This is a genomic window from Flavobacterium sp. (genome assembly GCF_028712645.1).
Classification (GTDB): domain Bacteria; phylum Bacteroidota; class Bacteroidia; order Flavobacteriales; family Flavobacteriaceae; genus Flavobacterium.
The window spans coordinates 1-13,634 of sequence record NZ_JAQTPQ010000078.1; the positions used below are offsets into that span (position 1 = coordinate 1).

A 13,634-nucleotide genomic window follows, 5' to 3' on the forward strand; every position below is an offset into this window, starting at 1 on the left:
TTCAACAGCTTCAATAATTTGTGTCATTTTCTGAATTACCTGAACTGGATAATTTCCTGCAGCCGTTTCTCCAGAAAGCATTACAGCATCAGCACCATCCATAACTGAATTGGCTACATCATTTACTTCGGCACGAGTAGGAGTCAAACTGCTAATCATAGTTTCCATCATTTGAGTGGCCACAATAACGGGAATTCTTGCAGTTTTTGCTCTGCGAATTAATTCTTTTTGTACCAATGGTACTTCGTGAGCAGGAAGTTCTACTCCTAAATCTCCACGTGCTACCATTAAACCATCACAATAAGCAATAATTTTATCAATATTTTCTAATGCTTCTGGCATTTCAATTTTAGCTACGATTGGAATTTTATATTCTGAATGTTCTTCAATTAATTCCTGTAAGTCTTGTAAATCTCTTGGTGTTTTTACGAAAGAAAGGGCAATCCAATCTACCTTTTGTCCAATTGCAAAAACAGCATCGGCGATATCTTTTTCTGTCAAAGCAGGTAAAGATATTTTTGTGTTAGGAAGATTTACTCCTTTTTTAGATTTTAATTCACCTCCTTGAACAACACGCGCTAAAACTTCGGTGTTTTTGTCGGTTTCAACAATTTCGAATATAAGTTTACCATCATCAAGTAGAATTCTTTCTCCAGGATTTACATCATTTGGGAAGTTCTTATATTTCATAAAAACTTTTTGAGCAGTTCCAAGAATATCTTCAGCAGTTGTAAATGTGATTAAATCTCCATCATTTACAACCACACCATCTTCCATCATCCCTACGCGAAGTTTAGGTCCTTGTAAATCCCCAAGTATTGCTGTTGTATATCCAAATTCTTCGTTAAGACTTCGAATTATATTGATTTTTTCCTTTACTCCTTCATAGTCAGCATGAGAAAAATTTATTCTAAACACGTTTACACCAGCTTCAATCATATCCTTTATGATCTCTCTGGTTTCACATGCAGGTCCAAGTGTGGCTACAATTTTGGTCTTTTTGTTTGTAATCATTTGTATTAAAAAATTAAATTGTTTTTCGATTTTATTTTATTTGTTTCGACTTTATATGCCGTCGATATATTGTCAATTGTATTTAATAGTGACTGAATTTTTTCAACCTCTATTGGTTCTTCAAGATTCTCAATTTTCAAAAAAAAATCTACTTTCTTAAATTCAGGAAGTAAATAGACTTTTGTTGAAACTTCCATTTTTATATTTGAAAACAGATTTTGGTTGATGTCGTTTTTTTGTTGAATGACTTCATTTTTATTTTGAATCAAGTTCCAAGCAACATCCCATTCTTTATCATAAAAATAAAATCTAGAAAATTTTGTTTCTCCTTCTTTTATATTAATTTGAATTTCATTTTCGCTTTTGCTCAAATTTATCGGAAGTTTTTGATTGATGAAAAATGCCAATCGATAGTCTTCTAATGAAGTATGAATAGCAATAAGATGATAATCTATTTCGTCAAATTCGCCAAGATCCAATTTATGAATAGCCATTTCGTGAAAAAATAAGGTGTAAATATACTATTTCTATCAAAGCTTTGAACTTCATAATCTGATGTTTTCCTTATTTTATAAACGAAAACGTTATAGTTTTAGTGAATTTCACATTATTTACTATCAATTTTTTTCTGAAATGCAAAATAGGCTCGTTGCGATGCTTTTTCCTCAGCTTTCTTTTTTGAAGTAGCTCTTGCTTTTGCAATTACCTTGTCATCAATGCTAAGTTTTACTCCAAATAATCGTTGTCCATCAATTGCATTGTCGTCAAAAATATCAAAGTAAAACTGCTTCTTTTCTTTTTGGCACCATTCTATAATTAAACTTTTATAACTAATCACTTTTCCTTCTAATCGAGCAATATCAACGTAGGGAATAATAACTCTCTTCTGGATGAATTTTTCACAATATTCATAGCCTCTGTCAAGATAAATTGCCCCAATCAATGATTCGAATATGTTGCCATGGATGTTTTCGCCAAAATGCTGCACAGGAACTTTACTCTCTATAAATCGAACTAAATTTAAATCTTTTCCTAACTCATTTAAATGTTCTCTACTCACAATCTTTGAACGCATTTTAGTCAGATAACCTTCGTCTCCTGCTGGCGCTTTACTGAATAAATAGGCTGCAATTACTGCACTTAACATAGCATCTCCAAGAAATTCCAATCGTTCATAATTAATGGCATTCCCTCCTCCATCTTGTTTATTAGAGGATCTATGTGTAAACGCTTTCTTATAATATTCGAGGGTAATGGGGTCAAAACCTAAGATTTCTCGAATAGCATCAAAAAAAATCCCGTCTTCAAGAGAACGGGATTTCGAAAATATTTTTCTAATTATATTCATTAAACTAGAATTCTAATTTTTTTACCAATACACAAGCATTGTGTCCTCCAAAACCAAAAGTATTGCTCATCAAGACCTTCACTTCTCTTTTTTGTGCTACATTAAAAGTAAAATTTAATTTAGGATCAATGTTTTCATCATCTGCAAAATGATTTATTGTTGGAGGAATAATTCCGTGTTTTATCGCAAGAATACAAGAAATAGTCTCAATAGCTCCAGCAGCTCCAAGCAAATGTCCTGTCATTGATTTTGTAGAATTCAAATTCATTGTATAGGCATGATCGCCAAAAACATGCAAAATAGCTTTTGATTCAGCCATATCCCCTAAAGGCGTTGAAGTTCCGTGCATATTCACACCGTCAACATCAGAAGGTTTTAGACCAGCATCTCTCAAACAATTTAACATTACATTTTTTGCACCTAAACCCTCAGGATGTGGAGCTGTAATGTGATGCGCATCTGCTGACATTCCTCCTCCGCCAATTTCGCAATATATATTTGCTCCACGAGCTTTGGCATGTTCATATTCTTCAAGTATTAAAGCACCTGCTCCTTCTCCCAAAACAAAACCATCACGGTCTTTATCCATTGGTCTAGAAGCTGTTTTTGGATCATCATTTCTTGTCGAAAGAGCATGCATAGCATTGAATCCTCCCATTCCGGCGATAGTTACAGCAGCTTCTGAACCTCCAGTTACAATCGCATCGGCATGACCTAAACGTATATAATTGAAAGCATCTATCATAGCATTTGTAGAAGATGCACAAGCAGAAACAGTAGTAAAATTAGGTCCCCTAAAACCATATTTAATTGAAATATGACCACCAGCAATATCTGCAATCATTTTTGGTATAAAAAAAGGATTAAATCTTGGTGTTCCATCTCCTTTAGAAAATTCTAAAACTTCATTTTGAAAAGTTTCTAATCCGCCGATTCCTGAACCCCAAATTACCCCAACTCTATCTTTATCTAATTTTTCAAAATCAAAATTGGCATCATTTACGGCCTCTTCAGCTGAGACCATTGCATATTGCGCAAAACGATCCATTTTTCGGGCTTCTTTACGGTCAATGAAATCTTCGACATTAAAGTTTTTCACTTCGCAAGCAAACTGTGTTTTATGTTTTGAAGCATCATAATAAGTAATTGGTGCCGCCCCACTAACTCCGTTAATGAGACCATTCCAGTACTCTTGAATATTGTTCCCGATGGGTGTAATAGCACCTATGCCTGTTACCACAACTCGTCTTAATACCATAATTTATTATTTTTAATATCTTTAAACAAACAAAACCCATGCTTTCTTGCTGTATTAATATCACAAAAGAGCCATGGGTATTATATTATAAATATCATTTTTGATTGAAATTCAATCTAGGATTTAATTTTAAAAAATAATAACACCCGTTTTCAAATTTGAAAACGGGTGTATTTTTATTATTTTTTAGCTTCTTCTATGTAAGAAATCGCTTGACCTACAGTTGCAATGTTTTCTGCTTGATCATCTGGGATTTGAATATCAAATTCTTTTTCGAATTCCATAATTAGCTCCACAGTGTCTAATGAATCAGCTCCTAAATCATTAGTGAAGCTAGCTTCTGTTACAACTTCGTTTTCGTCAACACCTAATTTGTCTACGATAATCGCTTTTACTCTTGATGCAATGTCTGACATAATCTTTTAATTTTAAAATTTAATTTGTTGGCAAAAATAAAAAACTTTATTTTAAAACAACTATTTAGTTAATAAATGTGACCACTAATTTATAAAATAAATTTCACAAAGACTTCATAATGTTATTTAATATCACTTTTTATTCTTTTTTTTGCATAATAAAAATCACATGTGGTATGAATAAAATAGTAATTTTTGCTTCTGGTTCGGGGACTAATGCCGAAAACATCATTAAACATTTTGGTAACAAAGATTGCGGAACTGTCATTTCTGTTTTTACCAATAATCCAAATGCCAAAGTGATTGAAAGAGCCAAAAATTTTCAGGTTCCAACAGAAATTTTCTCAAAAGAAGAATTATCAGAAGGTAAAGTACTACAAAAGTTAAATGCAATTCAGCCCGATTGGATAATTCTAGCCGGATTTTTATTAAAATTGCCTGAAAATTTCATTAAACAGTATCCCAATAAAATACTAAATATACATCCTGCTTTGTTACCTAAATATGGAGGAAAAGGAATGTATGGAATGAATGTGCACAAAGCAGTTGTTGACAACTGCGAAAAAGAAACCGGAATCACCATTCATTTTGTGAATGAGAATTACGATGAAGGAAATATTATTTTTCAGAAAAGCGTCGATTTATCTGGAACTGAAACTCCTGAAATTGTAGCCGAAAAAATACACGAATTGGAGCAGAAATATTTCCCAAACGTTATTGAAAAATTGCTAACTTCTAACCTCTAACTTCCCACTTTGGAACACGACGTACATATTTATACTGATGGCGCTGCTAAAGGAAATCCTGGTCGTGGTGGTTACGGCGTTGTTATGGAACTAGTGGGAACCCCTCACAAAAAAGAATTTTACGAAGGGTTTCGACACACCACTAATAATAGAATGGAATTATTGGCCGTAATAGTGGGCCTCGAAAAGCTGAAAAACCCGAACATGAAAGTTCTGATCGTTTCGGATTCTAAATATGTCGTGGATTCCGTTTTGAAAAAATGGGTTTTTGGCTGGGAGAAAAAAGGTTTCGCTGGCAAGAAAAACCCTGATTTATGGAAACGTTTTCTAGTAGTTTACAGAAAACACCAAGTCGATTTCAAATGGATCAAAGGGCATAATAATCATCCTCAAAACGAGCGTTGCGATGAATTGGCAGTTTTTGCATCGAGCCAAAAAGAACTTTCTGTGGATGTTTTTTATGAGAAAGAAGAAACTAAACTTTTGTAAAAACTTCTAATCGCATACATTTTCAAACTTCAAACTTATAAACTATCTTTGCCGCTTAATTCGAATTTCAAAAAATGAATAAATTATTGATTGTTGGAACCGTTGCTTTCGACGCTATTGAAACGCCTTTTGGCAAAACAGATAAAATTTTGGGAGGTGCTGGAACTTATATAGGACTTTCGGCATCTAATTTTAACCTTCAATCAGCAATTGTTTCAGTAGTTGGTGATGATTTTCCCCAAGAACATTTAGATTTATTAACTTCAAAAAATATAGATATTTCAGGTCTTGAAGTGGTTAAAGGAGGTAAAACTTTCTTTTGGAGTGGCTTATATCACAACGATTTAAATTCTAGAGATACTCTTATAACTGAATTAAATGTTTTGGCCGATTTTCAGCCAAAAGTTCCACAGAATTTCAAAACTGCAGATGTAGTGATGTTAGGAAATTTGCATCCTTTAGTACAAGCTAGTGTTTTGGATCAAATGGATGTTAAACCAAAATTAGTGGTTTTAGACACTATGAATTTTTGGATGGATTGTGCATTACCTGAATTATTGGCTGTAATGAAACGTATCGATGTAATTACCATTAACGACGAGGAAGCAAGACAACTTTCAGGAGAATATTCTTTAGTAAAAGCTGCTGCTAAAATTCACGCAATGGGACCAAAATTCGTTGTAATCAAAAAAGGAGAACACGGTGCTTTATTGTTTCACGACAGTCAAATTTTCTTTGCTCCAGCTTTGCCATTAGAAGATGTTTTTGATCCAACTGGAGCTGGAGATACATTTGCCGGAGGATTTGCTGGATATATTACACAAAGTGAAAACATTTCATTCGAAAATATGAAAAATGCTATTATATATGGCTCAAATTTAGCTTCTTTTTGCGTAGAAAAATTTGGAACTGAAAGAATGGTTGCTCTTAAAAAAGACGAAGTGATTGCACGATTACAACAATTCAAATCACTAACTCAATTTGATATAGAAATATAACAAAGTGTGCCTCGAAATTTCGGGGCATTTTTTTATTACGAATAAACCGCAGATTCAAAGATTTTATTTGCGAACTGAGTTAAAAAACAACTAACTACAACAACACAACACAATGAGCGACGCAATTAAACACGAATGTGGCATTGCCCTTTTAAGACTAAAGAAACCGTTAGAATTCTACAAAGAAAAATACGGGACGGCTTTCTACGGGATACAAAAAATGTATCTACTAATGGAAAAGCAACACAATCGCGGGCAAGACGGAGCAGGTTTTGCAAGCATAAAGCTCGATGTAGAACCTGGAGAAAGATATATAAGTAGAGTACGTTCGAACGATGCGCAACCCATTCAAGATGTTTTTGCCCAAATAAACGACAGGATAAACGAGGAATTAACTTCCCATCCAGAATATTTGGATGATGTGACTTTGCAAAAAAAGAAAATCCCTTATATAGGAGAATTATTTTTGGGACACGTTCGCTACGGAACTTTTGGAAAGAATAGTATCGAAAGTGTTCACCCTTTTTTACGTCAAAATAACTGGATGCACAGAAATCTGATTTTGGCTGGAAATTTTAATATGACCAATGTAAAAGAACTTTTTCAAAGTCTTGTTGATTTAGGACAGCATCCAAAAGAGATGACAGATACCGTTACTGTAATGGAAAAAATTGGTCATTTTTTAGATAATGCAGTAACCGATTTATACCAAGAATGTAAAAATAACGGTTTAAACAAAAGAGAAGCTTCACCAGTAATTGCCGAAAAATTAAATATCGCAAAAATTTTAACTAGAGCCTCAAAAAACTTAGATGGTGGTTACGCAATGGCAGGGCTTCTAGGTCACGGAGACGCTTTTGTGTTTAGAGATCCAGCAGGAATTCGCCCAGCTTATTTTTATGAGGATGATGAAATTGTGGTTGTAGCTTCAGAAAGACCTGTTATTCAAACCGTTTTCAATGTAGATTTTGAAAAAGTAAAAGAACTACAACCCGGAAATGCTTTAATTATCAAGAAAAACGGCGTAGTAACTGAAGAAGAAATCCTTCCGGCTACCGTTAAAAAAGCGTGTTCTTTCGAACGAATTTATTTTTCAAGAGGAAGTGATGCCGAAATATATCAAGAAAGAAAAAATTTAGGAAAATTAATTCTTCCAGCAGTTTTAGAATCCATTGATGAAGATACAGACAATACCGTTTTCTCTTATATTCCAAATACAGCTGAGACTTCTTTCTACGGAATGGTCGAAGCGGCACAAGATTTCTTGAATCAAAGGAAAAATAATTACATCCTTGAAAATAGAAAAAAACTAACAAAAGAAAAACTCGAAGAAATTCTGTCAGTAAAAATCAGAACGGAGAAAGTAGCTATCAAAGATGCAAAACTCCGAACTTTCATCACTGAAGATAGTAGTCGAGATGATTTAGTTGCTCACGTTTATGACGTGACTTACGGTGTCATAAAACCAACAGATAATTTGGTAATAATCGATGACAGCATTGTTAGAGGTACAACATTAAAAATGAGCATTATCAAAATGATGGATCGTTTGAAGCCAAAAAGAATTGTTGTAGTCTCTTCAGCTCCACAAATTAGATACCCAGATTGTTATGGAATTGATATGGCGAAGCTAGAAGGATTATTAGCATTTCGCGCTACATTAGAACTCTTAAAAGACCGAAACTTGTATCATATTGTCGATGAAGTTTATGCAAAATGCAAAAGCCAAGAGGATTTAAAGGATTGCGATGTAATTAATTTTGTGACCGAAATTTATGCACCATTCCATCCTCAAGAAATTTCAAATAAAATAGCACAGCTTTTAAGTTCTCCTGAAATCAATGCTGAAGTTAAAATTATTTTCCAAACGGTTGAGAATTTACATCTCGCTTGCCCTAAGAATTTAGGTGATTGGTATTTCACTGGTAATTATCCAACTCCTGGAGGTAACCGTGTTGTAAATAAGGCTTTTATGAATTTTTATGAAGGAAAAAACGCAAGAGCTTACTAAAAAACATCGCAAATAAGTATTTCAACGACTATTTAGGTATTTCACCTAGTATATTTTTTAAAAAAGTATTACTATCATATCTTTGGTTTACCATAATATTAGTAGGTTAAGTTTATGGTAGATTTGGGGCAAAAAGGGTGAAAGCAATTTCACCTTTTTTATTGGAATAAAGTCAAGGATTTTTATCTGAAAAATTCTATAAAGAGGTAATTAGCATCTACTAATGATGATGATGAAACGCTTTTTTATTGAAAACCAATAAAATCCCAACGCCAGTAGAAATCGCCATATCTGCAATATTGAAAATTGCGTTGAAGAATTTGAAATGGTCTCCTCCCCAGATTGGGAACCAACTCGGCCAGTTTCCTTCAAATAAAGGAAAATATAACATATCTACCACTTTACCGTGAAACCAAGTTCCATAAGGTTTGTCCGTAAATAAAGTAGCCAAATGACCATAGCTGTCATCGAAAATCACTCCGTAAAAAACAGAATCGATAATATTGCCAAAAGCTCCTGCTAGAATCAGCGAAATTGCTACAATCAAATAGTTTGAACTGTGTTTTCTTTCGACAGAATCCCAAAGCCAATACCCGATTCCTGTAACAGCAACCAATCTAAAAACGGTAAGAAACAATTTTCCGTAAATGCCTGGAATCACTGTTCCCCAAGCCATTCCTTCGTTTTCTATCAATAGGATTTTAAACCAATCAGCAACATCAATTTGTCCGCTTTCGCCGTAAATGAAATTGGTTTTTATATATATTTTAGAAAGTTGATCTATAAGTAAGATGATAAAAACTATCAAATAAGCTTTACGTAATGACATTTTATGAAATTTAATGGCGCAAAAATAATGTTATTTTCTAAAAAAAACGCCCCAAACGGAGCGTTAATTGTTTAATGCTGAGGAATTATCTTTGCAAATTTTTAGCTTCGATACTCATTGTTGCGTGAGGAACAATCATTAATCTTTCTTTGCTAATTAATTTACCTGTCACCTTACAAACTCCATAAGTTTTGTTTTCCACACGGAAAAGCGCGTTTTTCAAGTCACGAATGAACTTCTCTTGACGAATAGCTAACTGCGAATTGGCTTCTTTAGACATAGTTTCACTTCCTTCTTCAAATGCTTTGAAAGTAGGCGAAGTATCGTCGGTTCCGTTATTTAAATCATTCATATAAGCACTTTTGATTAAATCTAAATCAGCTTGTGCTTTATTTATTTTTTTAATTATTAATTCTTTGAACTCGGCTAAATCAGCGTCTGAGTATCTTGCAATTTCATCTGTCATTTTCTAATTATTTTGTGATTGCTATTTTAGTTTTTATATCGTCAAATTCTATTTCGATTCCTTCACTTATATTCTCTTCAAAAACCAATGTTTCTGTCAATGTTTCTGATTTAATATAAGCTTCATTTGCTTTTACAGCTTTTTCCAATTCAGAATTTTTTTGCAAATGTACTTTAATTTTGTCAGTAACCTCAAATCCTGAATCTTTTCTTATGTTCTGAATTCGGTTAACCAATTCTCTTGCAATTCCTTCCTCTTTTAATTCTTCGGAAATTGTGATATCGAGCGCAACCGTTATTCCGTTAGAGTTAGCGACCAACCAACCTTCAATATCTTGTGAAGAAATCTCTACTTCTGTCAATGATAAAATTATACTATTTCCTGAAATAATAATACTTATGCTTCCCTCCTTGTCTAATTGGTTGATTTGTTGGGACGAAAAACTTTGTATCTCTTTGGCAATCAATCCCATATCTTTCCCAAATCGTGGCCCGAGCGCCTTGAAATTCGGTTTAATTTGTTTTACTAAAATCCCAGAAGCATCGTCTAAAAGTACTATTTCTTTAACGTTTACTTCTGCTTTTATGAGGTCAGAAACTGCTTCAATTTCAGAACGTTGATTATCGTCAAGTACCGGAATCATTACCTTTTGCAATGGTTGACGTACCTTAATCATTTCCTTTTTTCGAAGCGATAAAACCAGAGATGAAATGGTCTGTGCTTTCTGCATTTTGCTCTCCAACGATTTATCAACAAAGTTTCCAACATATTTTGGAAATTCTGCCAAATGTACGCTGTCGTATTTTTCAGATTGTGTTGTTAACGTTAAATCTCTATAAAGCTTGTCCATAAAGAAAGGAGCGATTGGCGCACCTAGTTTACTTATGGTCAATAAACACGTATATAATGTTTGATAAGCTGCAATTTTATCCTGTGCATATTCGCCTTTCCAGAAACGACGACGACACAAACGAACGTACCAATTACTTAAGTTTTCTGAAACAAATTCCGAAATAGCGCGAGCGGCTTTTGTTGGCTCATAATCTGCATAAGCATCATCCACTACTTTTACCAATGTGTTCAATTCCGAAATAATCCACTGATCAATTTCCGGTCTTTCACTCAACGGAATTTCTGCTTCTTCAAAAGTGAAATTATCAATATTAGCATACAACGCAAAGAAAGAATAGGTGTTGTATAAAGTCCCAAAGAATTTACGACGCACCTCAGCAATTCCTTCCAAGTCAAATTTTAAATTGTCCCAAGGATTCGCATTCGAAATCATATACCATCGTGTGGCATCTGGTCCGTATTCGTTTAATGTTTCGAATGGATCGGCGGCATTTCCTAAACGTTTGGACATTTTTTGTCCATTTTTATCCAACACCAAACCGTTAGAAACTACATTTTCATACGCTACTTTATCAAAAACCAAAGTGGCGATGGCGTGCAAAGTATAAAACCAACCACGAGTTTGATCGACACCTTCGGCAATAAAATCAGCAGGAAAATCTTTGTTTTCGTCTATTTTGTCTTTGTTTTCAAATGGATAATGCCATTGTGCATAAGGCATGGAACCCGAATCAAACCAAACATCAATCAAATCGGATTCGCGTTTCATTGGTTTTCCAGAAGCAGAAACCAAGGTGATTTCATCGACCACATTTTTGTGTAAGTCAACCAAATCATAGTTTGCTTCGTCCATATTTCCAATTTCGAAACCTTTGAAAGGATTTTCTTTTTGGAAACCTGCCGCGATGGATTTTTCGATTTCGTTGTATAATTCTTCAACCGAACCGATTAATATTTCTTCGGTTCCTTCTTCGTTTCTCCAAATTGGCAATGGAATTCCCCAAAAACGGGAACGCGACAAATTCCAGTCGTTGGCATTTTTCAACCAATTTCCAAAACGTCCTTCGCCAGTTGCTTTTGGTTTCCAGTTGATGGTTTCGTTCAATTCGAACATTCGATCACGAACTTCCGTGATTTTGATAAACCAGGAATCCAATGGATAATACAAAATTGGCGTGTCGGTTCTCCAGCAATGTGGGTAACTGTGCACGTATTTTTCTACTTTGAACGCTTTATTTTCTTCTTTTAACTGAATGGCAATTTCTACATCGGCAGAACGTTCTGGAGCATCACCTTCAGTATAATATTCGTTTTTAACGTATTTTCCAGAATAATTTCCTAAACCATCGATGAATTTTCCTTGCAGATTTACCAATGGAACTGGATTTCCGTTTTCGTCCAAAACTAGCATTGGCGGAACTTCAGGAGTAGCTTCTTTAGCCACTTTAGCATCATCAGCACCAAATGTTGGGGCAGTGTGCACAATTCCTGTTCCATCTTCAGTCGTAACAAAATCTCCTGTAATTACTCGAAAAGCATTTTCTGGGTTTTGGTATGGCAAAGCCAATTGCATCAATTGTTCGTAACGAATTCCAACTAAATCAGCACCTAAAATATCATTTCTAATAATTATATAAGGGATTTTTTTATCTCCTGTTTTGTAATTACTAAATTCAGTATCGTTTAAAGTTTTAAAATACTTCCCATTAAATTGTTTTCCAATTAAATTTTGAGCCAAAATCACATCTATTACTTCATCAGTATATTGATTATAAGTTTTAACTAAAGCATATTGAATTTTTGGACCAACAGTCAAAGCGGTATTTGAAGGCAAAGTCCAAGGAGTTGTTGTCCAAGCAAGAAAATATGTGTTCTCAAACAAAGAACCAAACCCCAATCTTTCTTCCAAAATTTTTAGAGAATCCGCAGTTATCTTAAACTGAGCAACTATCGTTGTATCTGTTACATCACGGTAACTTCCTGGTTGGTTCACTTCGTGGGAAGATAATCCTGTTCCCGCTTTTGGAGAATACGGCTGAATGGTGTAGCCTTTGTACATCAAATCCTTGTTGTAGATTTGTTTCAAAATCCACCAAACGGTTTCCATATACTTGGATTTGTAGGTGATATATGGATCTTCCATATCCACCCAATATCCCATTTTTTCGGTCAGATCGTTCCACACATCGGTGTAACGCATCACGGTTTTTTTACAGGCTTCGTTGTATTCAGCTACGGAAATAGTTTTCCCAATATCTTCTTTGGTAATTCCTAATGATGCCTCGGTTCCTAATTCCACAGGCAAACCGTGGGTATCCCAGCCTGCTTTACGCTTTACTTGGAATCCTTTTTGGGTTTTATAACGGCAAAATATATCTTTAATCGCACGTGCCATCACGTGGTGAATTCCCGGCAGTCCGTTTGCCGAAGGTGGTCCTTCAAAAAACACGAATGGTGGGTTGCCTTCACGAGTGGTTACACTCTTCTCGAATATGTTTTCTTTTTTCCAAAAATCAAGTACTTCCGACGCCACTGTTGGCAAGTTAAGTCCTTTGTATTCAGTAAATTTTATGCTCATTTTATCCTTTTCTTAAATCGTGGTGCGAAAGTAGTGATTAATAGTAAAAAGGCAAAAAACAAAAGGGAAAAGTTATCGACTTGAGCGATTTTTTAACCACAAATTTCACGAATTCACACTAAATTTTTTTATTTCTCAAAATTAGTGTCATTCGTGTCCGAATTTTTCAAGAAAAAACATCCTTTAAAACGTCCAAAGATTTTGGTTTTCGGAAACCATCGAGATGGAAAGTGTAGTAATCAATTAGGATTTTCAAGACGATTTGTCTTTCGATGACGTGAAAGATTTTTTGGTCATTTTCAAATTTCAAATTGATGAGTTTTTTAAAAAGGTTGGTTTCGTGTTCCGTGAGTGAACCAATGCCGTGAAATGGAGTAAAAACACCTTCGTTGGTGTCGAAAAAAGGGAATTCCATTTCGGAAATATCGGGATAAAAACCGAGATATTTGGTCATTTCTAGCATTAAAATCAGGTGAAAATTAGCCGTTTCATCGTGATTGTCGAGCCAGAACAAAGCGGTTTCCAAGAAGGAAAAAAGGTGTTCGTTTTTTTCTTCTTCGTGAATGGAATGGTGCAGGATTTCGGAAATAAACATCACAATTGTACTCTTATAAATATCCGAATGAATG

The 13,634-nt window shown here is 34.5% G+C and carries 13 protein-coding genes; 4 read left to right on the forward strand and 9 right to left on the reverse strand.

Annotated elements, in window-relative coordinates:
• The 5 genes from pyk to PHC28_RS07720 all read right to left on the reverse strand — a co-directional run.
• Window positions 1-1,014, reverse strand: a 1,014-nt coding sequence (pyk, locus tag PHC28_RS07700; RefSeq protein ID WP_300098183.1) for a pyruvate kinase, incomplete at its 3' end; no start/stop codon positions are given.
• A 5-nt stretch (window positions 1,015-1,019) separates the two neighbouring features.
• Window positions 1,020-1,508, reverse strand: coding sequence for an IPExxxVDY family protein (locus PHC28_RS07705; protein WP_300098188.1), 489 nt, complete (start codon window positions 1,506-1,508; stop codon window positions 1,020-1,022).
• Window positions 1,509-1,621: 113 nt separating this feature from the next.
• Entirely contained in the window at window positions 1,622-2,362 is a 741-nt protein-coding gene (rnc, locus tag PHC28_RS07710) for a ribonuclease III (RefSeq protein WP_300098194.1), read from the reverse strand.
• 4 nt (window positions 2,363-2,366) lie between these two features.
• Window positions 2,367-3,620 (reverse strand): beta-ketoacyl-ACP synthase II, encoded by a 1,254-nt coding sequence (gene fabF / locus PHC28_RS07715; RefSeq protein ID WP_300098198.1) that lies wholly within the window; start codon window positions 3,618-3,620, stop codon window positions 2,367-2,369.
• A 179-nt stretch (window positions 3,621-3,799) separates the two neighbouring features.
• Window positions 3,800-4,036, reverse strand: a complete 237-nt coding sequence (locus PHC28_RS07720) for an acyl carrier protein (protein WP_007137004.1) — start codon at window positions 4,034-4,036, stop codon at window positions 3,800-3,802.
• 176 nt (window positions 4,037-4,212) lie between these two features.
• On the opposite strand from PHC28_RS07720, the gene purN reads away from it, so the two are divergent.
• The 4 genes from purN (at window position 4,213) to PHC28_RS07740 (ending at window position 8,280) form a co-directional block, all read left to right on the forward strand.
• Window positions 4,213-4,782 carry a phosphoribosylglycinamide formyltransferase gene (gene purN / locus PHC28_RS07725; protein WP_300098207.1) on the forward strand — a complete coding sequence of 190 codons (570 nt, stop codon included), beginning with the start codon at window positions 4,213-4,215 and terminating at the stop codon, window positions 4,780-4,782.
• Between the two features lie 9 nt (window positions 4,783-4,791).
• Window positions 4,792-5,271 carry a ribonuclease HI gene (rnhA, locus tag PHC28_RS07730; protein WP_300098210.1) on the forward strand — a complete coding sequence of 160 codons (480 nt, stop codon included), beginning with the start codon at window positions 4,792-4,794 and terminating at the stop codon, window positions 5,269-5,271.
• 74 nt (window positions 5,272-5,345) lie between these two features.
• The gene (locus PHC28_RS07735) at window positions 5,346-6,269 is read left to right on the forward strand and encodes a PfkB family carbohydrate kinase (protein ID WP_300098213.1); all 924 of its coding nucleotides are present in this window, start codon (window positions 5,346-5,348) and stop codon (window positions 6,267-6,269) included.
• Between the two features lie 112 nt (window positions 6,270-6,381).
• Window positions 6,382-8,280, forward strand: coding sequence for an amidophosphoribosyltransferase (locus tag PHC28_RS07740; protein ID WP_300098215.1), 1,899 nt, complete (start codon window positions 6,382-6,384; stop codon window positions 8,278-8,280).
• A gap of 220 nt (window positions 8,281-8,500) precedes the next feature.
• Here PHC28_RS07740 and PHC28_RS07745 read toward each other — a convergent pair whose 3' ends face one another.
• From PHC28_RS07745 to PHC28_RS07760, 4 genes are all read right to left on the reverse strand, one after another.
• The gene (locus tag PHC28_RS07745) at window positions 8,501-9,109 is read right to left on the reverse strand and encodes a lipoprotein signal peptidase (RefSeq protein ID WP_300098219.1); all 609 of its coding nucleotides are present in this window, start codon (window positions 9,107-9,109) and stop codon (window positions 8,501-8,503) included.
• An 85-nt stretch (window positions 9,110-9,194) separates the two neighbouring features.
• On the reverse strand, window positions 9,195-9,575 hold the full coding sequence (locus tag PHC28_RS07750) for a TraR/DksA C4-type zinc finger protein (protein WP_300098222.1): 381 nt from the start codon (window positions 9,573-9,575) through the stop codon (window positions 9,195-9,197).
• A gap of 7 nt (window positions 9,576-9,582) precedes the next feature.
• Complete coding sequence (gene ileS / locus PHC28_RS07755; protein WP_300098226.1) at window positions 9,583-13,005, reverse strand: isoleucine--tRNA ligase; 3,423 nt, start codon at window positions 13,003-13,005, stop codon at window positions 9,583-9,585.
• 166 nt (window positions 13,006-13,171) lie between these two features.
• The coding region (locus PHC28_RS07760; protein WP_300098234.1) for a DNA repair protein RecO at window positions 13,172-13,634 on the reverse strand (463 nt) is incomplete at its 5' end.

Excerpts from the sequence above, each read along its gene's own strand:
- PHC28_RS07705 (WP_300098188.1), bottom strand. The coding sequence starts at position 1,508 with ATGGCTATTCATAAATTGGATCTTGGCGAATTTGACGAAATAGATTAT.
- rnc (WP_300098194.1), bottom strand. The coding sequence starts at position 2,362 with ATGAATATAATTAGAAAAATATTTTCGAAATCCCGTTCTCTTGAAGAC.
- fabF (WP_300098198.1), bottom strand. The coding sequence starts at position 3,620 with ATGGTATTAAGACGAGTTGTGGTAACAGGCATAGGTGCTATTACACCC.
- PHC28_RS07720 (WP_007137004.1), bottom strand. The coding sequence starts at position 4,036 with ATGTCAGACATTGCATCAAGAGTAAAAGCGATTATCGTAGACAAATTA.
- purN (WP_300098207.1), top strand. The coding sequence starts at position 4,213 with ATGAATAAAATAGTAATTTTTGCTTCTGGTTCGGGGACTAATGCCGAA.
- PHC28_RS07735 (WP_300098213.1), top strand. The coding sequence starts at position 5,346 with ATGAATAAATTATTGATTGTTGGAACCGTTGCTTTCGACGCTATTGAA.
- PHC28_RS07740 (WP_300098215.1), top strand. The coding sequence starts at position 6,382 with ATGAGCGACGCAATTAAACACGAATGTGGCATTGCCCTTTTAAGACTA.
- PHC28_RS07745 (WP_300098219.1), bottom strand. The coding sequence starts at position 9,109 with ATGTCATTACGTAAAGCTTATTTGATAGTTTTTATCATCTTACTTATA.
- PHC28_RS07750 (WP_300098222.1), bottom strand. The coding sequence starts at position 9,575 with ATGACAGATGAAATTGCAAGATACTCAGACGCTGATTTAGCCGAGTTC.
- ileS (WP_300098226.1), bottom strand. The coding sequence starts at position 13,005 with ATGAGCATAAAATTTACTGAATACAAAGGACTTAACTTGCCAACAGTG.